Origin of the sequence: Janthinobacterium sp. 344 (assembly GCF_900112025.1) — a bacterium.
GTDB lineage: Bacteria > Pseudomonadota > Gammaproteobacteria > Burkholderiales > Burkholderiaceae_D > Janthinobacterium.
In genome coordinates, this window is record NZ_FOKL01000003.1 from 44,333 (window position 1) to 71,298 (window position 26,966).

Annotated in this window: 23 protein-coding genes and 1 pseudogene; 7 read left to right on the forward strand and 17 right to left on the reverse strand. The window is 65.5% G+C overall.

The genetic code is table 11. The annotated features are described in order from the left end of the window. Positions 1-285: 285 nt before the first annotated feature. From BM193_RS09810 to BM193_RS09820, 3 genes are read right to left on the reverse strand one after another with little or no spacing between them, the layout of a single operon-like run. Positions 286-1,872, reverse strand: coding sequence for a SpoVR family protein (locus BM193_RS09810; RefSeq protein WP_092797555.1), 1,587 nt, complete (start codon positions 1,870-1,872; stop codon positions 286-288). After that, the gene (locus BM193_RS09815) at positions 1,869-3,107 is read right to left on the reverse strand and encodes a DUF444 family protein (protein ID WP_092797556.1); all 1,239 of its coding nucleotides are present in this window, start codon (positions 3,105-3,107) and stop codon (positions 1,869-1,871) included. The genes BM193_RS09810 and BM193_RS09815 overlap by 4 nt, the downstream gene beginning before the upstream one ends. Positions 3,108-3,109: 2 nt before the next feature. After that, positions 3,110-5,107, reverse strand: coding sequence for a serine protein kinase (locus tag BM193_RS09820; RefSeq protein WP_254786014.1), 1,998 nt, complete (start codon positions 5,105-5,107; stop codon positions 3,110-3,112). Between the two features lie 420 nt (positions 5,108-5,527). Between BM193_RS09820 and BM193_RS09825 the strand changes: the two genes are divergently transcribed. Further along, entirely contained in the window at positions 5,528-6,706 is a 1,179-nt protein-coding gene (locus BM193_RS09825; RefSeq protein ID WP_092797557.1) for a chymotrypsin family serine protease, read from the forward strand. A gap of 159 nt (positions 6,707-6,865) precedes the next feature. After that, positions 6,866-7,204, forward strand: coding sequence for a hypothetical protein (locus BM193_RS09830; protein ID WP_092797558.1), 339 nt, complete (start codon positions 6,866-6,868; stop codon positions 7,202-7,204). Positions 7,205-7,312: 108 nt separating this feature from the next. On the opposite strand, the gene BM193_RS09835 is transcribed toward BM193_RS09830, so the two are convergent. Together BM193_RS09835 and BM193_RS09840 are read right to left on the reverse strand one after the other, a co-directional pair. After that, positions 7,313-8,749 (reverse strand): catalase, encoded by a 1,437-nt coding sequence (locus BM193_RS09835; protein WP_092797559.1) that lies wholly within the window; start codon positions 8,747-8,749, stop codon positions 7,313-7,315. A gap of 253 nt (positions 8,750-9,002) precedes the next feature. Beyond that, positions 9,003-9,704, reverse strand: a pseudogene (locus BM193_RS09840) (GNAT family N-acetyltransferase); the annotation flags it as partial. 126 nt (positions 9,705-9,830) lie between these two features. On the opposite strand from BM193_RS09840, the gene BM193_RS09845 reads away from it, so the two are divergent. Beyond that, entirely contained in the window at positions 9,831-11,276 is a 1,446-nt protein-coding gene (locus BM193_RS09845) for a MocR-like pyridoxine biosynthesis transcription factor PdxR (RefSeq protein ID WP_254786016.1), read from the forward strand. Between the two features lie 4 nt (positions 11,277-11,280). Here the strand turns inward: BM193_RS09845 and BM193_RS09850 are convergent, their stop codons facing one another. The 6 genes from BM193_RS09850 to BM193_RS09875 form a co-directional block, all read right to left on the reverse strand. Next, positions 11,281-11,973: a tetratricopeptide repeat protein gene (locus BM193_RS09850; protein ID WP_092797562.1), complete on the reverse strand. Its 693-nt coding sequence runs from the start codon at positions 11,971-11,973 to the stop codon at positions 11,281-11,283. Positions 11,974-12,028: 55 nt separating this feature from the next. Further along, entirely contained in the window at positions 12,029-14,131 is a 2,103-nt protein-coding gene (locus BM193_RS09855) for a bifunctional 2',3'-cyclic-nucleotide 2'-phosphodiesterase/3'-nucleotidase (RefSeq protein WP_092797563.1), read from the reverse strand. A gap of 89 nt (positions 14,132-14,220) precedes the next feature. Then, the gene (locus BM193_RS09860; RefSeq protein WP_092797564.1) at positions 14,221-14,670 is read right to left on the reverse strand and encodes a TlpA family protein disulfide reductase; all 450 of its coding nucleotides are present in this window, start codon (positions 14,668-14,670) and stop codon (positions 14,221-14,223) included. Beyond that, on the reverse strand, positions 14,667-15,143 hold the full coding sequence (locus BM193_RS09865) for a DUF3299 domain-containing protein (RefSeq protein WP_092797565.1): 477 nt from the start codon (positions 15,141-15,143) through the stop codon (positions 14,667-14,669). The genes BM193_RS09860 and BM193_RS09865 overlap by 4 nt, the downstream gene beginning before the upstream one ends. Before the next feature lie 11 nt (positions 15,144-15,154). After that, the gene (locus tag BM193_RS09870) at positions 15,155-16,342 is read right to left on the reverse strand and encodes an FtsX-like permease family protein (protein WP_092797566.1); all 1,188 of its coding nucleotides are present in this window, start codon (positions 16,340-16,342) and stop codon (positions 15,155-15,157) included. Then, positions 16,339-17,001 (reverse strand): ABC transporter ATP-binding protein, encoded by a 663-nt coding sequence (locus BM193_RS09875; protein ID WP_175533222.1) that lies wholly within the window; start codon positions 16,999-17,001, stop codon positions 16,339-16,341. The genes BM193_RS09870 and BM193_RS09875 overlap by 4 nt, the downstream gene beginning before the upstream one ends. 145 nt (positions 17,002-17,146) lie before the next feature. Here BM193_RS09875 and zigA point away from each other — a divergent pair, with 145 nt between their 5' ends. The 4 genes from zigA to BM193_RS09895 are packed head-to-tail and all read left to right on the forward strand — an operon-like array spanning position 17,147 to position 20,792. Continuing rightward, positions 17,147-18,373, forward strand: a complete 1,227-nt coding sequence (gene zigA, locus BM193_RS09880) for a zinc metallochaperone GTPase ZigA (RefSeq protein WP_175533223.1) — start codon at positions 17,147-17,149, stop codon at positions 18,371-18,373. Positions 18,374-18,392: 19 nt separating this feature from the next. Then, complete coding sequence (locus BM193_RS09885; protein WP_092797569.1) at positions 18,393-19,433, forward strand: CobW family GTP-binding protein; 1,041 nt, start codon at positions 18,393-18,395, stop codon at positions 19,431-19,433. Next, positions 19,430-20,221 (forward strand): HoxN/HupN/NixA family nickel/cobalt transporter, encoded by a 792-nt coding sequence (locus tag BM193_RS09890; protein WP_092797570.1) that lies wholly within the window; start codon positions 19,430-19,432, stop codon positions 20,219-20,221. The genes BM193_RS09885 and BM193_RS09890 overlap by 4 nt, the downstream gene beginning before the upstream one ends. A 52-nt stretch (positions 20,222-20,273) precedes the next feature. Then, positions 20,274-20,792 carry a GNAT family N-acetyltransferase gene (locus BM193_RS09895; protein ID WP_092797571.1) on the forward strand — a complete coding sequence of 173 codons (519 nt, stop codon included), beginning with the start codon at positions 20,274-20,276 and terminating at the stop codon, positions 20,790-20,792. 12 nt (positions 20,793-20,804) lie between these two features. Here BM193_RS09895 and BM193_RS09900 read toward each other — a convergent pair whose 3' ends face one another. The 6 genes from BM193_RS09900 to BM193_RS09925 form a co-directional block, all read right to left on the reverse strand. After that, positions 20,805-21,230, reverse strand: a complete 426-nt coding sequence (locus tag BM193_RS09900; protein ID WP_092797572.1) for a Fur family transcriptional regulator — start codon at positions 21,228-21,230, stop codon at positions 20,805-20,807. 104 nt (positions 21,231-21,334) lie between these two features. Then, entirely contained in the window at positions 21,335-22,687 is a 1,353-nt protein-coding gene (locus tag BM193_RS09905) for an alpha/beta hydrolase (RefSeq protein WP_092797573.1), read from the reverse strand. 108 nt (positions 22,688-22,795) lie between these two features. Next, the gene (locus tag BM193_RS09910) at positions 22,796-23,674 is read right to left on the reverse strand and encodes a proteasome-type protease (protein WP_092797574.1); all 879 of its coding nucleotides are present in this window, start codon (positions 23,672-23,674) and stop codon (positions 22,796-22,798) included. Between the two features lie 89 nt (positions 23,675-23,763). Continuing rightward, positions 23,764-24,573, reverse strand: a complete 810-nt coding sequence (locus BM193_RS09915; RefSeq protein WP_092797575.1) for a transglutaminase family protein — start codon at positions 24,571-24,573, stop codon at positions 23,764-23,766. Continuing rightward, positions 24,573-25,517, reverse strand: coding sequence for an alpha-E domain-containing protein (locus BM193_RS09920; protein WP_092797576.1), 945 nt, complete (start codon positions 25,515-25,517; stop codon positions 24,573-24,575). The genes BM193_RS09915 and BM193_RS09920 overlap by 1 nt, the downstream gene beginning before the upstream one ends. Next, complete coding sequence (locus tag BM193_RS09925; RefSeq protein WP_092797577.1) at positions 25,511-26,965, reverse strand: circularly permuted type 2 ATP-grasp protein; 1,455 nt, start codon at positions 26,963-26,965, stop codon at positions 25,511-25,513. The genes BM193_RS09920 and BM193_RS09925 overlap by 7 nt, the downstream gene beginning before the upstream one ends. Between the last annotated feature and the right edge of the window lies 1 nt (position 26,966).

A 26,966-nucleotide genomic window follows, 5' to 3' on the forward strand; every position in this document is an offset into this window, starting at 1 on the left:
GCGTGTAGGCATGCAGACTGGCAGACAGGCAGACAGGCAGATAGACAGATAGACAGATAGACAGATAGACAGGCAAGTCGGCAGACTGGCATGCAAGTAGGTAGACAGGCATGCAAGTAGGTAGACAGACAGAAAGACAGGCATGCAGACTGGCAGGCATGCAAGTAGGCAGACAGGCAGACAGCCAGCCAGGCGCGTTGCGCCGAAAAAGCATGCAGGTGCGGCCTGAGCAAAACCCGGCGGTTGCTTCCCGTGCGGTCCCTTGCGTGTCTGCTGTCCGTTCGTTCAATGCTGTACCGGCGCCGCCGTCGGCGCGGGCGGTTCCGGTACGCCGTCGCTCTTGCTGTGGATGACACGCGGCGTGCCGCGGAAGTCGGCCGTGTGCAAGGTGACGGGGCGGCGCCAGATACGGGCGATGTACGCCAGCACCCGTTCCGCCCGTTCCAGGTCGAGGCCGCGGCCATCGCGCTGGTGATCGTGACGCAGCACCAGGCTGCCGTCGTCGTTGAGCAAGGTGACGGCGATGCACGGGGCGCCATAATTGTATTTTGGGGCCAGGATGGCTTCACGGATGGCCGGCAAGTCACGGCTGGCCAGCCGCGTCTCGCCATCGCGGCGGCTTTCATGCACGAACAGGCCCAGCTGGTCGGCCAGTTCCGCATCGAGGTAGTTACGGATAAAACTGAAATCGTCATCGTCGCGGCAGATGTCGCGCGCGCGCGCCAGGCCATGGCGTTCGATGATGCGCTCCCACATGCAAAAGCCCAGGTGGTAGGGATTGATGGCCAGCGCCAGTTGGTGTTCGCCCGCGTAGGGGCGCACCACGTCCGAGTGCGATTTGATGGCGGACAGGTACAGTGGGGGCGGCAAAAAATCCGCTTCGCGCAGCAAGCGCGCATGCCAGTACGAAGCCCAGCCTTCGTTCATGATCTGGCAGGCAAAGACGGGATAGAAATAAAACGACTCTTCACGCACGGCCAGAAAGATGTCGCGTTCCCAGTCGGCCAGTTCGGGACCATGGTGGGCGATGAACCACAATACATCATATTCCGGGTAGGGCGGCAGCAACGGCCGTTGCGCCAGGCGCAGCCGCGCCGCCTCGTGCGCCGCCAGCGCGTCGGCCTCGCCCGGCAAACGCTGGTATCGCCGGGAAAAATGGCCTGGCGCGGGAGCAGGATGGGCGCTGCCGGCAGGCCTCGAGTCGCCTGCGTGATCTTGTGCGCCCGGCCGTACCGGATCGAACGGCGCAGCGTCGCCCGCATACGGGGGGCGGTGCAGGGCGGCATGGACGTCCACGTGCTGCTCCAGTGCCAGCGCCGCGTCGAGCACGGCTTCCACCTTGTCCTGGCCATGGCGCCGCACTGCCGCCTCGATGCGCAGGGCCCGCGCTGCGCTGTGCTCCAGAATGCGCGTGCCGGCCATGGCGCCAAAGCGCTGAAACAGCGCGTTGCGGCTGGCAAAGTCGGCGTGGGCCAGCACATGCGCCGTCACCAGGGTGTTTTCCGCCACGGAATTGTGTTCCGCCATGTAGGCGTGGCATGGGTCGCCGGGAAACATCACTTCAAAAATGTGCGAATGGCCCATCTTCTGGTGCACCAGCTGGTGGATATAGCGCACGCCAAACGACCAGTGGCGCATGCGCACGGGCAAGCCATAGATGGCGATCTCGGCCATGAAACTGTCGGGCACCAGTTCGAAATCGACGCGGGGAAATTCCAGTCCCAACGTCAATGCCAGCGTTTCGATGCGCGCAGCATAGCTGGCCAGGGTGGCGGCGTCAGCCGACAGGTCGCTGGCCTGCGCCTGGATGATCGCCTGTTCAGCCTGTTCAGCCTGTTCAGCCTGTTTATCCTGTTGATCCTGTTTACTCATGCGCAATCCTCCGCGCTGGCCGCTTCGTGGCGGAAGAACGTGCGGATGGCTGCCCACACATCGTCCGGCCTGGCCAGGATGCTGCTGTGCAGGGGCAGGCCGCGCCGCTCCTGCTCGGCGCACAGGCTGTGCATTTCCGTTTCCAGGCTGCGCGGCACGCCGGGCACGGTTTCCACATAGCCCATGTAGTTGAGCATGCCAGCCAGCTGGTCCAGGGCCAGGCTGGCGGCGCCGCGGTCTTCGCTGAAATTCTCGCCATCGGAAGCATAGAACAGATAGGCGTTGTAGCGGCCAGGCGCATAGCGTTCCTGCAGCAGCTCGTGGCTCAGGCGGAAGGCGCTGGACGCCATGGTGCCGCCCATGCCGTTGACCTGAAAAAATTCCGCTTCGGAAAACTCCCAGGCCCGCGTCGTATGCGCGATGAAGCGGGTTTCCACTTTGGCATAGCTGCGGCGCAAGCCTTGCAAGGCAAAGAAAAAGAAGGATTTGGCCAGCTTGCGCTCCGCCTGCGCCATGCTGGCGGACACGTCCAGCACGAAAAACACGACGGCGTTCGTGCTGGGACGTGGCCGCTGCAGCACTTGCCGGTAACGCAAGTCGTCGTTGGTGAAGGGAATGGGCTGTGTCTGCAGTGCGCGCCGCTTGATGGCTTCCTTCACGGTGCGGCGCCGGTCCAGGCGCGAGCGGGCGCCATGCCGGTCCACGCCGGCGCGCAGCAGCTGCACGTCGTCGAGCACGCTCAGGTGGCGCGGTTTCAGGTGCGGCAGCTTGAGTTCCTCCCATAACCAGTCGAGGATGTCATCGACGGCAAACTCCAGCAGCAAGCGCACTTCACCCTCGCCATTGCCACCGTCGCCTTGCGCCTCGCCTTCGCCCGCCGTGGCGGGACGCGCCGCGCGCAGGATAGTGCCGGGCTCGCCTTCGCCCTGGCCCGCGCCGATGCCGTTGCGGGGGGGCGCCAGGCGGAAGCGGGCGTGCTCGAGCAGGCGCACGGGCACTTGGACTGTGCGCTGCTGCGGCCCGCCGATGAGGTCGGGCCCGGCGATCAGCTCGGGCAGGTGCGCCTGCACGGCCTCGCGCACCTTCTGGTTATGGCGCAGCCAGTCGCGTGCGCCGCGCGAAAACAGGGCGTACCAAGGCTGCGCCAGCCGGGGCGCGCCTGGCGCCGCATCGCCAGCGCGCCCGGCGTGCTGTTGCTGCTCGCTTGCGCTGCCTGGCGTGGCCGTGGCGCTCATGGTTATTCCTGTGCCAGCAAGGTGGTGACGTAGTTCAGCGCCTCGCGCGCACTGTGCACGTCATAGCCATATTCGTCGACGAGGCGCTGCTCGACGGCGGAAATCTTGGCGCGCACGTCCTCGTCGGGCCGCCGCGATGAGCTGACCAGGCGCAGCACGTCGCGCCGCTGCTCGAACAGGTATTGCTGCACGGCGTCGTTGAGCTGCGCGTGGCTGCCCAGGCCGAACGCTTCGCCCCGCTTGAAGGCGCCCATGGCCTTGCGCACCACTTCTTGGCGGAACGATTGCTTGCCCGAATCGCTGATATGGATCTTTTCCTCGACGGCGCGTAAAAAGCGTTCATCGGGACGGCGTTCCTCGCTGGTGATGGGGTCGCGGATCTGGCGGTTGTCCAGCATGGCCTCGACCTCATCGAGATACTTGTTCAGCAAATCATGCGCTTCCTGCTCGAATGAAACGAACAGGGCTTTATGCACGTCGGCCTTGACCCAGCGGTTATAAAAATCCTTGCGCGTGAGCACCAGGTAGTCGATCCACTTGCGCTTGCGGCGCGGTTCGATGCGCGCGTCGCTTTCGATGCCATCCTTCAAGGCCAGCAGCACATCCATGGTGGACAGGCTGTTGCGCTGGGCGGCGATGATGGCGTGCGACAGGGCATTGATGACGAAGCGCGGCGACACGCCCGACAGGCCTTCGTCCGGCGTCCTGTCGCGCTCCCGCAGGCGGCGCACCTCGGCATGCGGCAGGTCATCGATGTCCTCGTCGGCATAGATGCGCAACTTCTTGACCAGCTCCGCCTCCTTGTCATCGCCTTCCGGCAGGCGGCTCAGAATGGCGAACACGGCCGCCGCATGCAGCACGTGCGGGTCCAGGTGCACGTCGCGGAAGGCGGGCGCGGCCGAGCGGATCAGCTTGCGGTAGATGCGCGCTTCTTCCCGGTAATTGAGGGTGTACGGCACTTGCACGATGACCATGCGGTCGAGCAATGCCTCGTTTTCGCTTTCTTGCAGGAATTTGCGAAATTCCGCCAGATTCGTATGCGCAAGGATGGTTTCATCCAGGTAAATCAAGGGAAAGCGCGATACCTTGACATTCTTTTCCTGCGTCAGTGTCAGCAGCAGATACAGGAATTCGCGCTTGACCTTGAGGATTTCGATCATTTCCAGCATGCCGCGGCTGGCCGCGTAGACGGCGCCCGACCACGACCAGGCGCGCGGGTCGCCTTCGTCGCCATATTGCGCCACTTTCGACAGGTCGACGGAGCCCACGAGGTCGGCCAGGTCGGCCGTCGTGGGGTCATGCGGCGCATAGGTGCCGATGCCGCAGCGGCCCGCCTCGGACAGATAAATTTGTTCGACGGGCATGCGCAGGAAGTCGCCCGCGTAGTCCTCTTCCAGCCGGGCCCGGCAATGTGGACATAGTTCGCCTTGCAGTTCGACGCCGTAGCTGTCGCGAAAGCCGGCGCGCATGCGGTGCGGCACCAGGTGCAGCGGTGATTCGTGCACGGGACAGCCGCCGATACCGTACAGCGCGCCTTCGTCGCTGTGGCTGTATTCTTCCAGGCCCCGCTTGAGCAGGATCACCATCGTCGACTTGCCGCCCGATGGCGGTCCCAGCAGCAGCAGCATGCGCCGGCCCACTTCGGAACCGGCGGCCGCCGCCTTGAAGTAGGCGGCCACCCGGTCGATCGCTTCGTCGATGCCGAACAGCTCGTCATCGAACAGGCGGCAGCGGAAATGCCCGCTGTCGTCCGTCTGCCCGTTCCAGCGCATCATGTCCCACAAGTACTGGTGGGCGCTGCGCGCCAGCAAGGCGGCGCCGGCAGGCACGATATGCTCCAGGAAGCCGGCAAAGCTGCCGCGCCAGGGGTGGAGGCGGTGTTCGGCCGCATAGGAAGCCATGCCATGCGCGAAGCGGGCGCGTGGATCCTTGTCGTCCGCTTCATCAGGCTCCGTGCCGCCACTTGCCGCTGCATCATTCTGCGTACCAAGGCTCGTCATCGCGTCCTCATTGCCGTCTCCCGCTATTGCATGCCGTGCATGTCTGGCGCAGGCCGATTGCCAGTCTGTCGATGCAGTATACGGCGCGGCCTCCATTTGCACGCCTGATCTCTCTCAAGCTTGAAAACGGAACTTTTTCAACGCACGTCGCACCTCTCCCCGTGGATGCAGGCCGCCGCCGCTGACGCCCCTCGGAAGCGGGGATGGCCTCGGGAGCCGTCGCCTGGCGCGCCACGCGTGCTCCTGGTGCCGTATCCGCGCCGCCGATGTGCCGCCGGCGCAAGACGCTGCGTGCCGGGATCGGCTCCGGACCCAGCCGCCGCCCCGATGGCAGGCGCCAGCGCAGTTCAATCCAGATCAATACCGGCGGCGGCCAGCGGCCCACACTGACCGTCGGGAGCGACCCACGAGGAGAACATCATGTTCGGAAATGACAATGGTTTCAGCGCGCCGCCAGGCGCCGCCGGCAAGGGGCAGTCGGCCGAGGACGAAGAAGCGATCGATCAATTTGCCAGCCCCGGCAACAGCGACGGCACGATCGAGAGCGCTTCCGTATCGGAAGTACCCGACGCCTTGAGCGGCGTCAGCATGGAGTTGCTGGAAATTAAGCGCAGCATCGAAGACGGCATGCGCCAGGCCATTTCCCAGGCGGGCGGCGCGCGCGCGGCCGATGCCTTCAGCGATGGGGGCAATATCCAGGGCGTATCGATCGGCCTGGGCGAGGGCGCCAGCGACAGTGCATCGGGCGAACCGGGCCTGCCGGCCCTGACCCTGTACGTTGCCGAGGCAACGTCCGTCGACCGCGCCAAGGCGGCCATCGTGGGCGCCATGGGCGTGCGTGCCGTGGCCAGCGACAAGGTGCCCGTCAATATCGTCGTCACGGGCGTCATCGACGCCCAGCCGCACCGCTTCCGCCTGCGGCCGGCACCGGGCGGGGTATCGGTCGGGCATTTCCGCATCACGGCCGGCACCATCGGCTGCCTGGCCGTGGGCCGCAGCGCGCCGCGCAACGGCCGTTTGATGATCCTGAGCAATAATCACGTGCTGGCCAACTCGAACGGCGGCGTCTTCAACGATTGCATCGTGCAGCCTGGCCCCATCGATGGCGGCCGCTGCCCGCAAGACCAGGTGGCCGTGCTGGAACGCTTCGTGCCCATCAATTTCAGTGGCGGCGTCAATTTTGTCGATTGCGCCACCGGCTGGGCCTGGCCAGACAGGGTACGGCCCGAACTGGTCTACCTGAGCGGCGGCGTGCCCGCGTATTTCCGCATCAGCAACGCGCTGGTGGCACCCGTGCTCGGCATGCAGGTGGGCAAATCGGGACGCACGACGCAATTGACGCAAGGCCGCATCACGGGGCTGGGCGCCACCATCAACGTCAATTATGGCAGCGGCAGGATCGCGCTGTTCCAGGACCAGATCGCCATTACGGGCCTCAGCGGCGCGTTCAGCGCGGGCGGCGATTCCGGCTCCTCCATCTGGACCTGGAACCAACAGCGCAATCCCGTCGGCCTGCTGTTTGCAGGCGGCAACAACATCACGTTTGCCAACCAGATGCGGCGCGTGGTGGTGGCGCTCGACATCAATTTGTACACCTGAGCACGCTGCCAGGGCCGGGCAGGGCGGTGTCGCGCCGCCTTGCCCCGCGCTGTTTTTTGCACGATGATGGTCTGGCGGCCACACGTCGTTGCGTCCGGCGCAGGGGGCTGCAGCGCCGGGTGGCCGGGTGTATCATGGAATGCATCAGGAGGGTGTGTCATGTCAAACAGTAAATTCGCACAATCGCCATATGCCGTCTTCGAGGACGCCGCCATGCCGTATTTGCCCGATGACGTCCCTGGCCAAGGCATGGGCCAAGGGCAAAACGCCGCGGCCGTACCGCAGGGCCGCCTGGAAGCGGCGCGGCGGCGCAATGAGCGGGCGCTGATGGCCATCGACGGCGTCGAAGGCGTCAGCCTGGGGCAGACGGTCGTGGGCAAGGAAGCCCTCGTCGTGTATCTGCGCGATGCGTCCGTCAAGCGGCGCGTGCCGTTGCAGGTCGAGGGCTATCCGGTGGAAACGAGCATCACGGGCCAGATCGATATCCAGCGCTGGTAGGCGGCAAGCGGGCCCGGCGGCGGGCCTGCCTGCCGCCGGGCACTGCGGTAACAAGCCTGTTGGCAGGCCTTCCATGCCGTCTTGCGGCCTGCGTGCTATCAGCCTGCCTTATTGGCTCAGGCGGCCGATCGCTTCGGCCACGCCGGCGCCATAGGCGGGGTCGCACAGCGTGCAATTGCCGATGTGGCGCTGCTTGACCTGTGCGGAAGCGCCCGAGATGGCGCGTGCCGTATTCTCGAACAGCGCCTGCTGCTGTGCCGGCGTCATCAGCTGGAACAGGGCGCGCGGCTGCGAATAGTAATCCTCGTCCACGCGGTGGTTCCAGTGGTCGGCCGCACCTTCCAGGCTCAGCGGTGGCTCGCGGAAATCGGGCTGTTCCGCCCATTCCTGCTCGCTGTTCGGTTCATAGCCCAGGGTCCCGCCCTGGTTGCCGTCGACGCGCATCTGGCCGTCGCGGTGATAGCTGTGGAACGGGCACTTCGGCGCGTTCACGGGAATGTGGCTGTGATTGACGCCCAGGCGGTAGCGCTGCGCGTCGCCATACGAGAACAGCCGGCCTTGCAGCATCTTGTCCGGTGAAAAGCTGATGCCAGGCACGACATTGGCCGGGTTGAAGGCGGCTTGCTCCACTTCCGCGAAATGGTTGTCCGCATTGCGGTTCAGTTCCAGCACGCCCACTTCGATCAGCGGATAGTCGCCGTGCGGCCACACCTTCGACAGGTCGAACGGGTTGATGTGGTAGGTGCCCGCCTCTTTTTCCGGCATGATCTGCACGTACAGGGTCCAGCGGGGGAAATCCTTGTTTTCGATGCTGTCATACAGGTCGCGGTGCGAGCTTTCGCGGTCCTTGCCCACCAGTGCCTCGGCCTCGGCGTCCGTCAGGTTTTGTATCCCTTGCTGGGTCTTGAAGGTGAACTTGACCCAGAAGCGTTCGTTTTGCGCATTCAGGAAGCTGAAAGTGTGGCTGCCGAAGCCATGCATGTGGCGGAAGCTGCGCGGCAAGCCCCGGTCGCTCATCACCACCGTCACCTGGTGCAGCGCTTCGGGCAAGGACGACCAGAAGTCCCAGTTGCTGTTGGCGCTGCGCAAACCCGTGCGCGGGTCGCGCTTGATGGCGTGATTCAGATCGGGGAATTTCAGCGGGTCGCGCATGAAAAACACGGGCGTATTATTGCCGACCAGATCCCAATTGCCTTCCTCCGTATAGAACTTCAGGGCGAAGCCGCGGATGTCGCGTTCCGCATCGGCCGCGCCCCGTTCGCCAGCCACCGTGGAAAAGCGCGCGAACATGGGGGTTTGCTTGCCCACCGCGCCGAAAATTTTGGCCCGCGTATAGCGCGTGATGTCGTGCGTGACGGTAAACGTGCCGTGCGCGCCCGATCCCTTGGCATGCATGCGGCGTTCGGGGATGACTTCGCGGTCGAAGTGGGCCAGTTTTTCCAGGAACCACACATCTTGCAACAGGGCGGGGCCGCGTGGCCCGGCCGTCTGGATATTCTGGTTGTCTACAACAGGCGCGCCAAAGGCGGTGGTCAGCTTTTTCATTGGACTCTTTCTTTATAGGGAGGACGACGGACGAGCCAGGGCCTGCTCCAACACTGGCTGGGTTGAGCAAAGCGGCGCTCACCCTGGCTGGTCCAGAGTAACAAATTTCTAAAAAGCAATTTCAGTGTAATCCATTTTCAGGGCATACCGCAGCCCCCCGCCTGCAGGAGAGCGGCTCGCCCATCATAGCCTCTCAGCAATGTCCAGCCCAACACGATTGACGCAGCGCAAACTTCTATGTTGCCGTCGTGCCGCGCAAGGCAGCCAGCGCTTGCCGCTGCGTGCCGTCCGCCTGCAGGTTCTCCGGTGACAGCCATTGTTCCATGGCGTGCCGCAGGGCGGGCCAGTCGCTGCGGATGATGGCAAACCAGGCCGTGTCGCGGCTGCGTCCCTTGTAGAAACCGGATTGGCGGAAGATGCCTTCGAACTGGAAACCCAGGCGCAGCGCCGCCTGGCGCGAAGGCGCGTTCAGGCTGTCGCATTTCCATTCGTAGCGGCGGTAGCCCAGGGGATCGAATGCATAGTGCATCAGCAGAAACTGCGCTTCCGTGGACGCGGGCGTGCGTTGCAGGCGCGGCGAAAACATCACCGTGCCGACCTCGATGGCGCCGTTGGCCGGATCGATGCGCATCAGGGCCAGGGTGCCGAGGGCTTGCCCACTGGACAGATCGATGACGGCGTAGTGCAGGGGATCGCTGCTCTGCTCGGCTTGGCGCGCGTACGCGCGGTAGCTGTCCAGGTCATCGAAGGGACCCATGAGCATGTAGGTCCAGCCGCGCTGGTCCGGTGCCTGCGCATACGCGGCATGCAAGTCGGCCGCATGCCGCGCGGCATCGAGCGGCTCCAGGCGGCAATACCGGCCGTGCAGGGTGATGCGCTCTGGACGGGGCCGAACGGTCCAGTCCGGCGCGGGGGCGCCGATGGGTTGCTGGAAGGAATTCAAGACAGGGGACATGGGCGCTTTCTGGTTGCATGGGCCGGCACCATGCCGGCCTGTGACGGGCAGAATAAGCGGGGCGTGGCCTCATCACAAGTACCATATAAGGTATATTGCATGGTGCCACGACTTGCCATGCCGCCCATGAACCCTCCGCAAACCGCCCTCGAACTGCCCCTGTCCCGCGCCGCCGACGCCGCGCCGCTGCAGCGGCAATTGCATGCGCGCCTGAAACACGCCATCCTCGATGGCCGTGTGCTGGCCGGCAGCCGCCTGCCCGCGTCACGGCAACTGGCGCAGGCCCTGGCCATCTCGCGCAATACCGTCAGCGCCGTGTATGAGCAGCTGGCGGTGGAAGGCCTGGTCGTCGCGGGGCGGCAAGGCACCGTGGTCGCCGCCTTGCCGGCGCCAGGCGTGGCGCCGGCGGCGCCGCCCATGCCGCCGCTGGCGCGGCGCGTGCTGCCACTGTCGGCGGCTCCGGTCACGGAACATGGGCCCGCCGCGCTGCGTCCCGGCGAACCGGCGCTGGCGCAGTTTCCGCTGGCGGCGTGGCGCCGCGCGCTCGATGTCGCCTGCACCAGCGGCAGCAGTGCGCTGGCGTATGGCGAGCCGTCCGGCGAACCTGCCTTGCGCAGGGCCATCGCCCGCTACCTGGGCGTGGCGCGCGGCGTGCGTTGCGTGCCAGAACAAATCATCATCACGGAAGGGGCGCAGGAAGCGCTGGGACTGTGCGTGCGGCTGCTGAGCAACCCCGGCGACACGGCCTGGGTGGAAGATCCCGGCTACCGGGGCGCCAAGGCGGCCATGCGCGCGGGCGAGCTGCGCATCGTGCCCATGCGTGTCGATGGACAAGGCATGCTGGCCAGCGCGGAAAATTGGCAGGCCCGGCCACCGCGCCTGGTGTATACGACGCCGGCCCATCAGTATCCGCTGGGCGCCGTACTGTCCGCCGCGCGGCGTTTGCAGCTGATCGAGGCGGCGCGGGCGCACGGTGCCTGGCTGATCGAAGATGACTACGACAGCGAATTTCGCCATGCGGGCGAGCCGATTGCCGCCATGCAGGGATTGGCCAGCCAGGGACCGGTCTTATATGTGGGCACGTTCAGCAAGACCATGTTTCCCGCCTTGCGCCTGGGTTTCCTGATTTTGCCGCCCGCCTTGCTGGAGACAGTGCGCCCGCCGCTGGCCGCCATGCTGCGCGGCGGGCACCGGCTGGAACAGCTGGCCATGGCGCATTTCATCGATAGCGGGCAATATGTGCGCCACCTGGGGCGCATGCGGCGCTTGTACCGCGGGCGGCAACAGGCTTTGCGCGCGGCGCTGGCGCAGCATTTCGACGTGCCGCACAGCATCGAAGGCGGGCATTGCGGCTTGCACCTGACGGTACGCTTGCCCGCGCCGTTTCCCGATGCCACCATCGCCGGGGCCGCGCGCGCGTACGGCATGGCGCCGACAGCGCTGTCGAGCTTTGCGCTGGCGCCATTGCCCACAGACAATGGTTTGGTGATCGGCTACGGCAACACGCCGCCCGATGTCTACGCGCCGCTGCTGCGGCGCCTGGCGCAACTGGCGCGCCAGGTGGCGCCGTAGTTCTCTAAAAACGGTTCCAGTTATTGTGCCGGTGCTCCGTCGCTTCCTTCATCAGGTGGCCGGCGCGCAGGGCGTCGTCGGCCTGCAGCGTCATGGCCAGTTCCTGGATGGCGGGCGGGTATTCGTGGTGGGCCGCTTCTTCCAGCAACGCATGGCCCTTGGCCAGGTCGCGCGGCACGCCGCGGCCTTCGCGGTAGGCGTTATACAGCAGGAACATGGCGTGTGCATTGCCCAGTTCGCTCGATTTGTCCAGCCAGCGCGCCGCGATCACGGGGTCCTTCGGCACGCCTTCGCCATTCGCCGCCAGCAACCCCAGCATCAGGGCCGCTTTGGCGTGGCCTTGCTGCGCCGCCTGCCGGTACCACAGCCATGCTTGCCCCGGTTCCGCCGCGCGCAGCATCTGGCCCAGCTCGAATGCGGCTTCCGTGTCGCCCGCGCGGGCCGCCTGTTCAAATAATTTCAGCGCATCGGCGCGGCGCGCGGGCCGGGCCTGGTAAATCAGCGCCAGTTCGCGTTCGGCCACGGGCATGTCCTTGCTGGCCCAGCCGCGTACCTTGCGCTCGGCCTGGTGGTCGCCCGCCTGGCGCGCATGCATGGCGACGGCTTCGATTTCGGCCGCCGTGGGCGGCGGCGAGGCTTGACAGGCGGCCAGGGCCGCTGCCAGGAGGACGGCGGGGAGGGACAGCGCTTGTTTCATCTTGATCACCTTTCATCAGAACGGGCCGGGACAAGCCTTGTCCCGGCCCAGGACCTTATTTGCTCAGGTCGATGCGGTACTTGGCGAAGCCGCTGGCGTCGAGTCCGCCTTCGGCCGCCACGCTGGCGATGCCGCTGCCTTGCGCCAGCGCCAGGTGGCCCGGCGCCGAGCGCAGGATCACGGGACCGGCCGTGGCCGTCTTGACGAAGCTCCAGCTGCGCGCGCTGCCATTGGCCGCCAAGGTCACTTTGCCGCCCTTGGTGCTCAGCGACGCCAGGTAATTGCTGACGACGGCCTGGTTCGCATCGGGCGACTTGATGATGGTCTTGCTGCCGTCGATGCCGGGCACGGCGCCGCCGCCACCGGCGCGGTAGTCGTTGGTGGCGACGATGAAATCATCGCCATCGGCCACCGGCGCGCCCTTGTACGTCAGGTTGACGATGCGGCTGCCCGGCTTTTTCGTCACGTCGATCTGGTAGGTGAGGGCATTGTTTTCCGCGTAGAACACGTCATAGTTATAGATCGTGCCATACGACGGCACCAGGTCCTGTTCGGCCGTGGCGCTCGGGTCGATCTGGGCGAATTGCCTGGCCGACGTTTCCAGCCACGCCTTCAAGTCCGCGCCCTTGATTTTCACGGCTTGCAGGTTGTTATTGCTATATAAATACAGGTCGCCCGGATTGCGCACTTGCAAGCCGACCGGCGCGGCTGGCGTGGCGCCCGAGGCCACGTCCGTGAAGTCCGATGGCCCGTTGCGGCCCGCCTTGAACGGCGCGCTGCACGAGATGACGGGGATGTTCTTGTAGCTGGACAAGGTGGCATCCGTGCTGGTGGCGATGAAGTTTTTTACATAATCGAGCTGCGCCTGGTTCACCAGCTGGATGGCGCTCACGTCGCCCACCAGCGCGAAGTAGGCGGACATCTCGAAATCCGTGCTGATGCCCAGCGGCTGCCTGGCGTAGGCGATGGTGGCCGCGTGCTCGGTGGCTACCAGCGGCGCGATCGCCGGGTCGGCTTTCACGAGGGTCGTGCCATCCGTGTACTTGAAGCCGCGCGACTCGACCGTCGTCTTGGCCGGCTGCACCACCCACTTGCCGCCCTGGTACACCATGGTCAGCTTGATGATGCCCAAACGGCGGCCCCAGCTTTGCGCCATGACGGTCGGCACGCCATTCACGAAGCCGTTGACGGCGTCGATCTTGGCGCTGGCGGGGAAGGCGGCGAACGAGGCGTCCAGCGCGGCCGCGCCTACTTCCTTGCCTTTCGGGAAGATCAAATGCGAGTGGCCGATCATCAGCGCGTCGATGCCCGTGCTGGTCAGGTGATAACTGCCGTTTTCCATCTTCGGGCTGTAGGGGCTGGTGTCCAGGCCGCCATGCGACAGGGCCACAACCAGGTCGGCGCCCTTGCTGCGCAATTCCGGCACATACTGTTTCGCCGCTTCCTGCACGCCCGTCACGCTGACCTTGCCGGCGAGCACTTTCTGGTCCCATTCGAGGATTTGCGGCGGCACGAAGCTCAGCACGCCCACATTGATCTTCACGGTCAGCTTGCTGCCATCGGGCGCCGTGGCGGCGAAATCGCGCGGCAGCACGGTGTAGGGCTGGAAGAGGGGCTTGCCGCTGGCCACGCCGACGACGTTGCTCAGCACGGAAGGAAAGGCGGGCGCGCCGCAGGTGCCCGTCGGCTTGGCCACGCCGGGAATGCCGAAATCCGTGTTGGTGATCTGGCTCAGGTAAGCCAGGCCATAGTTGAATTCATGGTTGCCCATGCCGCCCGCGTCGTATTTCAGCGCGTTCATGGCCTTGTGCACGGCCAGGGTGCCGGAACAGGGCACGGGCGCGGCCACGGCCTGCAGGTCGGCCAGCAAGGTGCCCTGGATGACGTCGCCATCGTCGAGCAGCACATTGTTCGGATTTTCCGCGCGCGCCGCCTGGATCAGGGTCGATGTGCGCTCCAGGCCCAGGCTCGTGTCTTCCGCCAGCGCATAATAGTTGTAGCTCAGGACATTCGAATGGATGTCCGTGGTTTCCAGCAAGGCCACGCTCACCGTCGTGCCTTCCGGAATGGCCGGTGTGGCCGGGGTAGTCGAACTGCCGTTGCAACCGACCAGCCCCACACTTGCCAGCGCCGCCAGCATGACCCAATTTGTTTTCATTACCGCCCTCAAGTAGATGCAAAGGACGCGACTGTAACGCCGCCATGTGACGCGGCGATGACAGCCGTGCGGGGCGCATGGACGCGTGCTCAGCGGCAGGCGGCCACGGCCTCGTCGAGCCAGGCCGCATCGACGGGCCCCAGGCGCCGCGCGCAGATCCGATGTTCAGAAGTTAGGATAACTGTGTACGGCAATCCCTTGATTTGATTGCCGAATCTGGATAACAGAGCGGGCGGCGCCTGGAGCTGCGGATAGCTGGCAGGGTAGCGGCGCAAAAACGTTTGCGCTGCTTGTTGCGCATCGATGGCGATGCCGATGACGGGGAGTTGGGGCTGGCGCGCGGCATAGGCATTGATGATAGGCAACTCGCGCACGCAGGGCAGGCAGGTGCTGACCCAGAAGTTCAGCACCACGGCGCGGCCATGGAACTGAGCAAGCGTCAGCCTGCCGCCGCCATCGAGTCGCGGCAAGTCAAATGCCAGCGGCGCGGCGCCGGCCTGACAGGCGACAAGCAACAGCAGCGCCGCCCGGCCCTTCATTGCGGCACCACCGCCGCGTCCGTCATGCGGTAGTACAGGCCCATGGGGTCGCTGGCCAGCACTTTCAGCCTGCCTTGCACGATGAAGGGCGCGTAGCTGAATTTCACGGGCGTCCGGCTCCTGATTTCCACCACGCCTTCGGGGCCGGCCGGCAGGCAAAAGGGGCAGCTGGCCGAGGTGACGGTCAGCAGGAAGTGTTTTTGCTTCTGGCCCGGCTCCAAGGGCATCATGAAGCCTTGCACCTTCACCTCGGTATTGTCGAGCGCGCTGATTGCCGGCGTGTAGTGCGGCACCATGCGGCCCTTTTTCGCTTTCACGGTGGTGGCCTGGCCGAGGAGTTTCCAGGACACCACGCCGGGAATCTCCGTCAAGGGGGCGAAGAACGACGGCGGTTCGCTGGCGGGCGCGGCCTGCACCCCTGTAGCCAGCAGCGCGCACGCGCCCAATAGCATGATTTTCGACATTTTCGACATATTCGTTCCTTTCAGGGGCGCGCCAGGGTGGCGGCGATATCCGTGCGGTAGGCGCGCGCGGCGGGAATGGCGGCGGCCAGCAAGCCGACGGCCACGGCGATCACGGGCAGCCACGCTTCGCCGGCGGCAACGCGCCAGGGCTGGAGGTTCAGCTCCTGCATCGAGGCCAAGACGCCGAGGCCGGCATGGCCCAGCAGCCAGCCGATGGCCGCGCCGGCCAGCGACAGCAGCAAGCCCTGCGCCAGCAGCAGGCGCAGCAGTTTTGACGGCGAGGCGCCCAGGGTGCGCAGGATGGCCATGTCCGTCCTGCGCTCTTCCAGCGCGCCATACAGGGCCACGAACAGCGACAGGGCCGCCACCAGCAGCACGCCGGCGGCGATGGCCCGCAGCACATCGAGGCCCACGCCCAGCAGCTTGAACAGGCGCGCCGCCTCGAAGGCGGGCTGCGCCGCCTGCAGCCGGGCCTGGCCATTCACCCAGCGCGGCAGGAAGACGGCGGCCAGCGGCGAGGCGTACCGCACCAGCACGGCCGTCAGCTCGCGCTCGGGCGCGGCGGCCGCGTCGGCTGGCTGTTCATCGGGGTCCGTTTCATGCACCTGCCACACGGAGGCGACAGGCGTGAGGATCAGGCGATCGAGCACGCTGCCGGTCGGCTGCAGGATGCCCACGACGGTATACGGCGCATGCGCGTGCAGCTCGCCGCCCGGCGCCAGGCCGTGCGCGCCGGCAAAGCTGGCGCCCAGGGTCGCCCCCGTCTCGCGCGCGGCGCGGGCGCCGAACACGGCTTGCATCGGCTGCGTGAACAGCTGGCCTTGCGCCAGCTGCGCGCCATAGTGCCTGGCCAGCGCCGTGGTGCTGCCGACGATGCGAAAGCCGTGGAAATTGTCGCCCAGGGCCAGGGGAATGACGCTGTCCACCAGCGGCTGCGCGGCCAGCGTGGCCAGCGCGCCTGCGGGGATATTACCGGTCGGAATATCGGCGTGGTACACGGACGACAGGATCAGTTGCAGCGGCGAACCCTTGGCGCCCACCACCAGGTCGATGCCGCGGGCATCGCGTTCGGCGTGCTCTTCCAGCTGGCTGGATACGCCGAGGAGGAACGTCATCATGGCGATGCCGATGGCGAGCAGCAGCAGGTTCAGGCTGGACGCCAGCGGCTTGTGGCGCAGGGCGCGCCAGGCCAGGGTCAAGGCGTTCATGCCGCCGCCCGCATCTGGGGCAGGCGCAGCACCTTGGCCTGCGGCAGGGCGGCCAGCACGCGGGCGTCGTGGCTGGCGATGATGAGCGTGGCGCCAGCCAGCGCGGCCTGGCTGGCCAGCAACGCGATGACGGCGGCGCAGGCGGCATCGTCGAGGTTGGCCGTCGGTTCGTCGGCCAGTATCAGTTGCGGACGCATGACGACGGCCCGGGCGATGGCGGCCCGTTGCCGCTGGCCGCCGCTCAGTTCGTGCGGGCAGGCCGCCAGCTTGTCGCCCAGGCCCAGCTGGTCCAGCAGGCTGGCGGCGCGGGCCGGATCGGCCCGCTGGCCGCTGGCGTAGGCGGGCAGCAGGACATTCTCCAGCACGCTCAAGCTGGCCACCAGCGCCAATTGCTGTGGCAGCAAGCCGACGGTGCGGCCGCGCCAGCTGTCGCGCTGGCGCGGCGTCAGGGCGGGCAGGGACGTGCCCGCCACTTCCAGCCGCCCCGCTTGCGGCGCCAGGATGCCGGCCAGCAAATGCAGCAGGGTCGACTTTCCCGAGCCGGACGGCCCCAGCAGCAGGGCGTGGCGGCCGGCGGGCAGGTGAAAGGCGGCAATGTCGAGCACCGCTTCGGCAGCGGTATCGCCGTAGCCATACGTCAGTGAGGCGAGGTGGAGCATGGTTTCTCTTTTCAAGGTGGCAGAAGGTGGCGCGATGAAATGACCGCACAAATGCAACTGAGCTGCATTATAATTTAAAACGCAATCGACTTGCATTTAAAGTTATCGCTCCATTGCCCCCTCATCGACCATCCGAAAGATACCCATGACCCAGCGCATACTCCCCGTCACCGTCCTGTCCGGCTTTCTCGGCGCCGGCAAGACCACCTTGCTCAACCACATACTGCGCAACCGCGAAGGCAAGCGCGTGGCCGTCATCGTCAACGACATGAGCGAAGTCAATATCGACGCCGCGCTGGTGAAGGACAGCGCGGCGGCGGCCGGCGCGGCCCTGTCGCGCACGGAAGAAAAACTCGTCGAGATGTCGAACGGCTGCATCTGCTGCACCCTGCGCGACGATTTGCTGCTGGAAGTGCGGCGCCTGGCGGCCGAGGACCGCTTCGACTACCTGCTGATCGAGTCGACGGGCGTGGGCGAACCGATGCCCGTGGCCGCCACTTTCGACTTCGAGGACGAGCACGGCGACAGCCTGAACGACGTGGCGCGCATCGACTGCATGGTCACCGTCGTCGACTGCGCCAACCTGCTGGCGGACTTCCATAGCGAAGACAGCCTGGAGCAGCGCGGCGAGACGGCGGGCGAGGGCGACGACCGCCAGCTGGCCAATTTGCTCACGGAACAGATCGAGTTTGCCAATGTCATCGTCCTCAACAAGGTGGACATGGTCGATGCGGCACAGCGCCGGCGCGTGCTGGCCGTCATCCGGGCCTTGAATCCCGGCGCGCGCATCCTCGAAACCAACCAGTCCGTCGTGCCGCTGGACGCCATCCTCGGCACGAACCTGTTCAACCTAGAGCAGGCGGCCAGCATGCCGGGCTGGGCCCGGGAGCTGGCAGGTACCCACACGCCGGAGACGGAAACGTACGGCATCGGCAGCTTCGTCTACCGGGGCAAGGAACCGTTCCACGCGCAGCGCTTGCACGACTATATTTCGCAGCCGATACCGGGCGTGGTGCGCAGCAAGGGATATTTCTGGCTGGCCAGCCGCCCGGAATGGGTGGCCAGCCTGTCCGGCGCGGGCAAGCTGATGAATATCGAGCCCGTGGGCCTGTGGTGGGCGGCCGTGCCGAAGGAGCGCTGGCCGACGGATGCGGAATCGCTGGCGGAAGTGACGGCGGGCTGGAGCGAAACGTATGGCGACCGCTACCAGGAGCTCGTCTTCATCGGCCAGGACATGGACCAGGCCGCCATCGAGGCGGACTTGAGGAAATGTCAACTCAACCATGCGGAAACGCGCCAGGGCATGGCGGCCTGGCGCAGCTTGCCCGACCCGTTTCCCCAATGGCAAAGCATGGAAGCACTGGAAGACTAACCCGTAACAGGAATACACCATGACAGAATTGATCCCCGTCACCATCATCACGGGTTTTCTCGGCAGCGGGAAAACCACCTTGCTCAAGCGCATATTGCAGGGCAAGCACGGCCTGCGCATCGCCGTGATCGAAAACGAATTCGCCGCCGAAAGCATCGACCATGGCTTGCTGGTGCAGGACAGCGACGAGCAGATCGTGGAAATGAACAATGGCTGCATCTGCTGCAGCGTGCGGGGCGACCTGATCCGCATTTTGGGCGAATTGCACGCCAGGCGCGCGGCGGGCACCATCACGTTTGATCACGTCATCATCGAGACGACGGGCCTGGCCGCGCCGGGACCCGTGGCGCAAACCTTCTTTGCCGAGCCCAGCGTCAGCGAGTTTTACCTGCTCGACGCGATTTTGACGGTGGTCGATGCGCGCCATGCACAGCAGCAATTGACGGCGCACCAGGAGGCGCAGGAGCAGGTGGGTTTTGCCGACCGCATCCTGCTGTCGAAGACGGACCTGGTCGGCAAGGTGGAACTGGCGGCGCTGCGCCAGCGCCTGGCCGCCATCAATGGCCGCGCCCGCATGCAAAAGCTCAGTTTTGGCAACGTGCCCCTGCGCGAGATCCTGAATATCCGCGGTTTCAACCTGAACGCCATCGTCGAACTGGAGCCGGATTTCCTCGGCGAACTTGGCCACCGCCATGGCGACGGCGTGCAATCGTTCGTGTATCACCAGGCGCAGGCGCTCGATTTGCTGCAGGTGGAAAACTTCCTCGATGCCGTGGTGCAGCTGTTCGGCACCCAGCTGATGCGCTACAAGGGCATATTGCACGTGGCCGGCGTGCCGTGCCGCGCCGTCTTCCAGGGCGTGCACATGCTGATGGGCTCGGAACTGGGCGCGCCGTGGCGCGAGGGGGAAACGCGCGCCAGCACCATGATCTTCATCGGCCGCGACTTGCCGCGGGACATGCTCACACGGGGCCTGGACCGTTGCGTGGCCGGCGCGGCCACTCCCGCCAGCGTGCTGCTTGAAGCGCTGGCCGACGCATCGGCCGGGGCAGGGGCGTGAGCGTGGAAGCGGGCTTGCCCGCCCTGGCGCTGATCTTTCTGCTGGGCATGCGGCACGGCCTGGAACCGGACCACCTGGCCGCCGTCGATGGCCTGACCCTGCGCAGCCTGCCGCGGCATGCGCGCTGGGCGCCATGGATGGGCGCGATGTTTGCGCTGGGGCATGGCCTCACCGTGCTGGCCATCGTGGCCGTGGCCGCCGTGGCGTCGCGGCAATGGACGCCATCGCCCACCCTGTTCGGCTGGCTGGAATGGCTGCCCATCGCCTTGCTGCTGCTGATCGCCGGCATGAATGCGCGCACCTTGCTGGCCGGGGCGCGACTGGCCAGCGTGCGCGGCCTGCTGCTGCCGCGCACGCTGCGCGGCGCTTCCGGCCCGCTGGGCGGCATTTTGGTGGGCATGCTGTTCGCGCTGGTGTTCGATACGGCCCTGCAGGCGGCCGCCTGGGGCTATGCGGCCGTGGCCTTGGGCGGCATGGGGCCGGCCTTGCTGACGGGCGGCGTGTTCGCCGTCGGCATGGGCGTGACGGACACCTTCGATGGCTGGGTCACGGCCAGGGTCATGCGTACGGGCCAGCAAGACATCGTGCGCGCCTTCCGGCGCCGCCTGGGCTGGCCCATCGTTGCCATCTGCGTGGCCATGGCCGCGTATATGGCGGCAGGCAAGCTGGACCCGGCGTGGAGCTTGCCGGACAGCTGGATGGCGGCGCTGGGCGCGGCCATGGTGCTGCTGACGGCGGCCCTGTACGGCTGGACCCTGCATGGCGTGCAGGGCTGGAAGGCGCGCTGAACGTGCGCCGGGGGCGGCGTGGGTATAATGCAAAAAAACTCAGGGTCCCGCCATGTCCGCCACCGATACCACCATCCGCCTGCTGACGCCAGCCGACACCGCCGCCTTTTGCGCGCTGCGCCTGCGCGCCATCCTCGATTCGCCCAGTTCGTTTTCTTCCTCGCGCGACGATGAACTGGCGCGCACGCCGCAAGAGCATGCGCGGCGCATCGCCGACGGCCCCATGCAGCGCGCTTTCGGCGCCTTCGATGGCGAACGGCTGGTCGGCTTTGCCGGCCTGCGGCGCGAACCCTTGCGCCAGCTGTCGCACAAGGCCATGCTGTGGGGTGTCTTCGTGGATGTGGGGCAACGGGGCAAGGGCGTGGCGCGGCGTCTCGTGCATGCCTGCATCGACCAGGCCGAGCGCGACCCGGCCATCCTGCAGGTGCACCTGAGCGTGAATGCGGAAAATAACGCCGCCTTGCGGCTGTATGAATCGCTGGGATTTATCGCCTATGGCACCGAGCCGCGCTCGCTGCGCGTGGGCGAGCTATTCTATGACGAGTATCACCTGGCCTTGCTGCTCAGGTGAAATGCCCGGGACTTACTTGCAGCGCGGGCACAGGCCCTTGATCAGGTAATCGACCTCGTCGCCGCTGAAGCCTTCCGGCAAGGCCACGGGCGTGGGCAGCTTGACTTCATTGAAGCAGGTGACGTTGGCGCACTTGGTGCACTGGAAATGCGCATGTTCGTGCGCCTGGTGTCCGGCGCCCGCGCTGAAGCGCCACACCTGGTCGGCACCGGCGATGCGGTGCACCAGTGCATTTTCCGTCAGCCATTCCAGCACGCGGTACAAGGTGACCGAATCGATATCGCTGTCCTGCGACAGCGCCTGCTGGATTTCATGGTGGGTCAGCGAACGGCTTTGCGCCATCAGAAAGTCGAGCACCTTCACGCGCGTCTTGGTGACGCGGGCGTTGGTGTTGCGGATCAGCGATTCGGCTTGCGGGGTAGAAGATGATGTCAACATAATATGGCCTGCTTACGGGTGGACGGGCTGGCGGCGTCATCGCCGTGCCTTTGGCACCCTCATGGCCGTATCTTAGCATGCGTGACCACGGGCATGAAGCGGCGTCACGGTTTGAACGTCCAGTAGCGGCCCGCCAGCGTATCGACAGGGTCGAGAAAGCGCTGGTCCGCGCGCGCATGGTTGCGTATCAGATAAAACATGTCCGACAGGGCCGAGCGCTTTTCCGCAAAGTAGGAATGCTTCATGAAGCTGGTGTCGACACCGGTGGCGTCGATGGTTTCCACGCCGGCCACGATCAGCATGCCGGCGCCGCTGTCGCCCGCGCGCGGGTAGCCGTGCACGGCCTTCGAGGCGGCCAGGGCCAGGTCTTGCGACGAGGCGTACAAGGTGACGGGGTTGCGCGCACGGGCCAGTTTCGGCGCGATATCGTGCTTGAAGATGGCCGCGTCGATATCGGGCGCGGAGAGGATGATTTCCGTAATCTTTTGCGCCAGTGGCGGCTGCGCGGCCAGCAAATCGGCCACGGCGCGCGTCAGGCCCCGGCTGCCCATGCTGTGGCCCACCAGATAGACTTGCGCCGCGTCCGTGCTGGCAAGAAAGTCGGCCAGGAAGGCCGTGATGTGCGGCGCGCTCCATTCGATATTGTTTTCATCGATGGTGTAGCCGCCGACGTCGCCCTGCGACGGCCAGCTGTAGAAGACGGGCGCGCCGTCAAAGCCCAGGTCATAGGCCATCTGTCCTGTGCGCCGCGCCGCATCCTCGAACGTCACGTTGTAGCCGTGGACGAACACAAAGGCGCTCTTGCCGGCCGAGGCGCGTATCTGGGTTTTCAAGGCGGCAAGGAAATTCTCGCGGTCCTGCACGTCGGCCGACAGCAGCACCACGTGCTTGGCCGGATCTTCGCGGAACTCCAGCCGCCACAGCGATGGCGATTCCAGCTGGCCCATGCGGTGGTCGCGGGGAATGCTGATGTCGCAGCTGCCATAGCTGAGGGGGCCGTCATCGGCGCCGTTGCCGGCCGCCATGCTGCGCTGGCCGCTGAAGCGCTGGGCCGGCGGCTTGCCCACGTCGCGCTGGCGGTCCGTGGCGAAATACACTTTCACCACGGCATAGTTCGAGACGACGGCGCCCTTGTCGGCCGGTGCCGGAGCCGCTTCCACTTGCGGCAATGGCGAGGGCGGGCGCCGCAGCGCATCGAGCAAGCCTTGCGCGGCGAACAGGGTTTCCATGTCGTCCGGCACTTTCGCCCTGGCCAATGCCGCGGAGAGCGCCAGTTGCAGCCGGATATTGGCAGGCTCGGCTTCCAGCGCCGCGATGGCGGCCAGGATGTCGGAGGCACTGTCGAACTTGGCGATGGCCGCCTTGATCTGATGATAATGGGCGGTGACGGCGTCCGGCGCGAGGCCAGGCGCGCGATGTTCGATGGCCGCGACGACGGCGGAAGTGATCAAGTCCATGCGCCACCTGCCTTTCGGTTCAATCTGGATTCACTGTCAACCCATATTGCCATAAAAGCACGCGGAAAGCGACTTGTCCAGCGGCGCACGCACGCCGCGTATCGCGCATCAAGGCTGCCTGTCGTCGCTGAACTGCTGCGCCAGCGACTGCAGGGGCGCGACCGTCAGGCCGCCGCGGCCCACGTGCTCGGGAATGCTCACGCGCACGGGCTTGCTGTGCATATTGGTGGACGACAAGACATTCGTCGTGGTCTCGGGCGCCGCGTTCCACACGGGATCGGCGATGCCTTCGAATACGTGTTTCAGCTGCTCGCCCCAGGTATCGCGGATCATGCGGAAATACTGGTTCTTTTCATCGATGGTGACGAAGCGCGTGACGGCCAGGCTGCCCGTCTCGTAGACGAGCAAGTCCAGCGGCAGGCCGACGGAGACGTTCGAGCGCAGGGTGGAATCCATGGAAATGAGCGCGCACTTGGCCGCCTCGTCCAGGCGCGTGAACGGGTTGACGACCCGGTCGATGATGGGCTTGCCGTATTTGGCTTCGCCGATCTGGAAATACGTGTTTTCATCGTGCGATTCGATGAAGTTGCCGGCGGAATACACCTGGAACAAGCGGCAGCGCTCCGCTTGAATCTGGCCGCCTAAAATGATGCTGACGTTGAAATCGATGCCGCAGTCGGCCAGGGCCTTCGCTTCGCGCTGGTGCACGGTGCGCACGGCTTCGCCCACGATGCGGGCCGCCTCGTACATATTGCCCACGTTCCAGATGCTGCGTCCATCCGCATCCACGTGTTCGGACACCAGCTGGCGGATCGCCTGCGAGATCGACAGGTTTCCTGCCGTCATCAGTACCAGCATGCGGTCGCCCGGGTTTTCAAACACGCTCATCTTGCGGAAGGTGCCCACCTGGTCCACGCCGGCGTTGGTGCGGGAGTCGGACAGGAAGACCAGGCCTTCGTTCAGGCGCACGCCTATGCAATAAGTCATCGTAGCAATTTCAGTCAAAGGGGGAGCATTTTACACCAGCCGGGCCTGCTCATCCTGCCGCAAGGCCCGGCCAGCCTCATTCCTGTCGTTCATGCGGGCACGATCTGCACGTCGACGCGTAACGTTTCCGTGCCGCCACCCTGGCGCACGCCGCGCACGGGCGCGGCCGAATCGTAGTCGCGCCCGATGGCCAGGCGGCAGTACGCGTCCGTCATCAGCCGCGCGTGGGTCACGTCGATGCTGACCCAGCCCGCGAAATCCGTGTCTTCCGTCCACGCGTCGACCCAGGCGTGGCTGGCCGCGTGGCCCGTCGTGCCCGGGTCGATATAGCCGGACACATAGCGGGCCGGGATGCCCCAGGCGTGGCAGCAGGCGAGGAACAGGTGCGCGTGGTCCTGGCACACGCCGCGTCCCAGGGCCAGGGCGTCGCCGGCCGTGGTGGTGACGATGGTGGCGCCGCTTTCATACGCCACCTTGCCGACGATGTGTTCGGCCAGGCGCAGCAGATGGCCCGTGCCGGCCGTCACCCGGCGGTCCGGCAGGCTGGCGGCCGCCAGTTCGACGATGGCGGCATTGGCCTGCGTCAGGGGCGTCGGCATGGTAAACAGCAGCGGCGACAGGGTATCGACCAGGTTCAGCCGTCCCTTGTGCGGGTAGATGGTTTCCACCACGCCGTGCGCCACCAGGCTCAGGGCGTGATGGCTGCCGTTGATGGTCAGCATGTGCGACAGGTTGCCGTAGGCATCCGTGTAGGCGTGGCACTGGCCCGGCGTGGCAATCTGCCAGGAGAGGGCGCGCTGCTGCGGCTCGATACGCGGCGTCAGGTGCAGCTGCTGGATGGTGTAGGCCAGCGGCGCACTGTAGGCGTAATGGGTTTCGTGGCGGATGGTGAGCTGCATCAGGCCGCCAGGGGAACGAGGAAGTCGCGGCTGACCCGGTTGCCCAGGTCATAGATGTTTTCCAGAAACTCCGTCAAGGTATGGTGCAATCCCGCCTTCATGATGTCGTCGATGTGGCCGAATTTCAGCTCGGCATGCAGCTTGCCGGCGAAACGCTCCGTATCGGCCGACACATCGTTGCGGATGTGTTTCAGGTTTTCCACCACGTCGTCCATGCAGGCCAGGAGCGACCTGGGCATGTCGCCGCGCAGCATCAGCAATTCCGCCACCCTGGCCGGGGTGATGACGTCGCGGTACACCTTGCGGTAGATCTCGAAGCCGGAAACGGAGCGCAGCAGGGCGGCCCAGTAGTAAAAGTCGCGCTGGTTGATGTCTTTCGAGGTGTCGCGCGCGCCGTGGAATTTCACGTCGAGGATGCGCGCCGTGTTGTCGGCCCGCTCGAGGAAGGTGCCCAGGCGGATGAAGTAAATTGCCTCGTCCTTGAGCATGGTGCCCAGCGTGACCCCGCGCGACAGGTGCGAACGGTACTTGACCCATTCGAAGAAGGCGCTGGGGTCCGTTTCCAGCAGATTGCTTTTCAGGCGCTTCTGCATGTCGAGCCAGGTGGCGTTCTGGATTTCCCACACTTCCGTCGTCAGGGTGCCGCGCACGGCGCGGGCGTTTTCGCGCGCGCCCGTCAGGCAGGCGAGGATGGAGGACGGGTTGTTCGGGTCGCGTACCATGAAGTCGAGCACGTCGCGCGTGTGGAAGCGGCCATATTTGTGGTCGTACGCGCTTTGCAGCTCGGAAATGCCCAAGGTGGCGCGCCAGCCCTGTTCCGCGTCCTGCTCGGACTGCGGCAGCATGGAGGTCTGCATGTTGACGTCCAGCATGCGCGCCGTGTTTTCCGCCCGTTCCGTGTAGCGGGCCATCCAGAACAAATGATCGGCGGTGCGGCTCAGCATGTTTTCTCTCCTTCTTCCGACAATGCGGGTTCCAGCACCCACGTATCCTTGGTGCCGCCCCCCTGCGAGGAATTGACCACCAGCGAGCCTTCGCCCAGGGCCACGCGGGTCAGGCCGCCGGGCACCATGGAAATGGTCTTGCCCGACAGCACGAACGGGCGCAGATCGATGTGGCGCGGCGCGATGCCGGCCTCGACATACGTGGGGCAGGCGGACAGGGCGAGTGTCGGCTGGGCGATGTAGCCGCCCGGATTGGCCAGCAGGCGTTGGCGGAAATCCTCGATCTGCGCCAGGCTCGATGCCGGCCCCACCAGCATGCCGTAGCCGCCCGCGCCATGCACTTCCTTGACGACGAGTTTCGCCAGGTTCGCCAGCACATAGGACAGGTCGGCGCTCTTGCGGCACTGGTAGGTGGGTACGTTGTTGAGTATCGGTTCCTGCGACAGGTAAAACTTGATCATGTCGGGCACAAACGGATAGATCGACTTGTCGTCGGCCACGCCCGTGCCGATGGCGTTGGCCAGGGTCACGCGGCCGGCGCGGTAGACGGACAGCAGGCCCGGCACGCCCAGCGAGGAATCGGAGCGAAAGGCCAGCGGGTCGAGGAAGTCGTCGTCGACCCTGCGGTAGATCACGTCGACGCGCTTCGGCCCGCGCGTGGTGCGCATGTACACGGAGTTGTCGTTGACAAACAAATCCTTGCCTTCGACCAGTTCCACGCCCATTTGCTGGGCCAAAAAGGCGTGTTCGAAGTAGGCCGAGTTGTACATGCCCGGCGTCATGACCACCACCGTGGGGTCGTCGATGCCCATCGGCGCGACGGAGCGCAAGTTATCCAGCAGCATGTCCGGGTAATGGTCGACGGGGGCGATGCGGTTGCGCGCGAACAGTTCCGGGAACAATCGCATCATCATCTTGCGGTCTTCCAGCATGTAGGACACGCCCGAGGGCACGCGTAAATTGTCTTCCAGGACATAGAATTCGCCCTGGCCCGCGCGCACGATGTCGACGCCCGCGATGTGGGCGTAGATGTCGGAGGCGACGGCAATGCCCTGCATTTCCGGGCGGTACTGGGCGTTCTTGTAGATTTGCTCGGCGGGAATGATGCCCGCCTTGATGATGTTTTGCTCATGATAAATATCATGGATGAACATGTTCAAGGCTTGCACGCGCTGCACCAGCCCGGTCTGCATCTGCGCCCATTCGGCGGCGGGGATGATGCGCGGGATGGTGTCGAAAGGAATCAGGCGTTCCGTGCCGGCATCGTCGCCATACACGGCGAACGTGATGCCGACCCGGCGGAAGGTCAGGTCGGCCTCGGCCCGCTTGCGGGCGATGGTCTCGGGGGCTTGTTGCGCCAGCCAATTGTCGAATTCACGATAGTGTTCGCGTACCTTGCTATCGGCCCCCACGTCATCCGCAGTCATTTCATTGAAAAAATTTGCCATC

Bases quoted from the DNA above. Each gene is read 5' to 3' on its own strand.
- BM193_RS09850 (WP_092797562.1), bottom strand. From the start codon at position 11,973: ATGAAACAAGCGCTGTCCCTCCCCGCCGTCCTCCTGGCAGCGGCCCTG.
- BM193_RS09810 (WP_092797555.1), bottom strand. From the start codon at position 1,872: ATGAGTAAACAGGATCAACAGGATAAACAGGCTGAACAGGCTGAACAG.
- BM193_RS09895 (WP_092797571.1), top strand. From the start codon at position 20,274: ATGTCCGCCACCGATACCACCATCCGCCTGCTGACGCCAGCCGACACC.
- BM193_RS09905 (WP_092797573.1), bottom strand. From the start codon at position 22,687: ATGGACTTGATCACTTCCGCCGTCGTCGCGGCCATCGAACATCGCGCG.
- BM193_RS09865 (WP_092797565.1), bottom strand. From the start codon at position 15,143: ATGTCGAAAATGTCGAAAATCATGCTATTGGGCGCGTGCGCGCTGCTG.
- BM193_RS09855 (WP_092797563.1), bottom strand. From the start codon at position 14,131: ATGAAAACAAATTGGGTCATGCTGGCGGCGCTGGCAAGTGTGGGGCTG.
- BM193_RS09915 (WP_092797575.1), bottom strand. From the start codon at position 24,573: ATGCAGCTCACCATCCGCCACGAAACCCATTACGCCTACAGTGCGCCG.
- BM193_RS09910 (WP_092797574.1), bottom strand. From the start codon at position 23,674: ATGACTTATTGCATAGGCGTGCGCCTGAACGAAGGCCTGGTCTTCCTG.
- BM193_RS09920 (WP_092797576.1), bottom strand. From the start codon at position 25,517: ATGCTGAGCCGCACCGCCGATCATTTGTTCTGGATGGCCCGCTACACG.
- BM193_RS09830 (WP_092797558.1), top strand. From the start codon at position 6,866: ATGTCAAACAGTAAATTCGCACAATCGCCATATGCCGTCTTCGAGGAC.
- BM193_RS09900 (WP_092797572.1), bottom strand. From the start codon at position 21,230: ATGTTGACATCATCTTCTACCCCGCAAGCCGAATCGCTGATCCGCAAC.
- BM193_RS09875 (WP_175533222.1), bottom strand. From the start codon at position 17,001: ATGCTCCACCTCGCCTCACTGACGTATGGCTACGGCGATACCGCTGCC.
- BM193_RS09820 (WP_254786014.1), bottom strand. From the start codon at position 5,107: ATGACGAGCCTTGGTACGCAGAATGATGCAGCGGCAAGTGGCGGCACG.
- BM193_RS09825 (WP_092797557.1), top strand. From the start codon at position 5,528: ATGTTCGGAAATGACAATGGTTTCAGCGCGCCGCCAGGCGCCGCCGGC.
- BM193_RS09860 (WP_092797564.1), bottom strand. From the start codon at position 14,670: ATGAAGGGCCGGGCGGCGCTGCTGTTGCTTGTCGCCTGTCAGGCCGGC.
- BM193_RS09870 (WP_092797566.1), bottom strand. From the start codon at position 16,342: ATGAACGCCTTGACCCTGGCCTGGCGCGCCCTGCGCCACAAGCCGCTG.
- BM193_RS09925 (WP_092797577.1), bottom strand. From the start codon at position 26,965: ATGGCAAATTTTTTCAATGAAATGACTGCGGATGACGTGGGGGCCGAT.
- BM193_RS09885 (WP_092797569.1), top strand. From the start codon at position 18,393: ATGACAGAATTGATCCCCGTCACCATCATCACGGGTTTTCTCGGCAGC.
- BM193_RS09815 (WP_092797556.1), bottom strand. From the start codon at position 3,107: ATGAGCGCCACGGCCACGCCAGGCAGCGCAAGCGAGCAGCAACAGCAC.
- BM193_RS09835 (WP_092797559.1), bottom strand. From the start codon at position 8,749: ATGAAAAAGCTGACCACCGCCTTTGGCGCGCCTGTTGTAGACAACCAG.
- zigA (WP_175533223.1), top strand. From the start codon at position 17,147: ATGACCCAGCGCATACTCCCCGTCACCGTCCTGTCCGGCTTTCTCGGC.
- BM193_RS09845 (WP_254786016.1), top strand. From the start codon at position 9,831: ATGAACCCTCCGCAAACCGCCCTCGAACTGCCCCTGTCCCGCGCCGCC.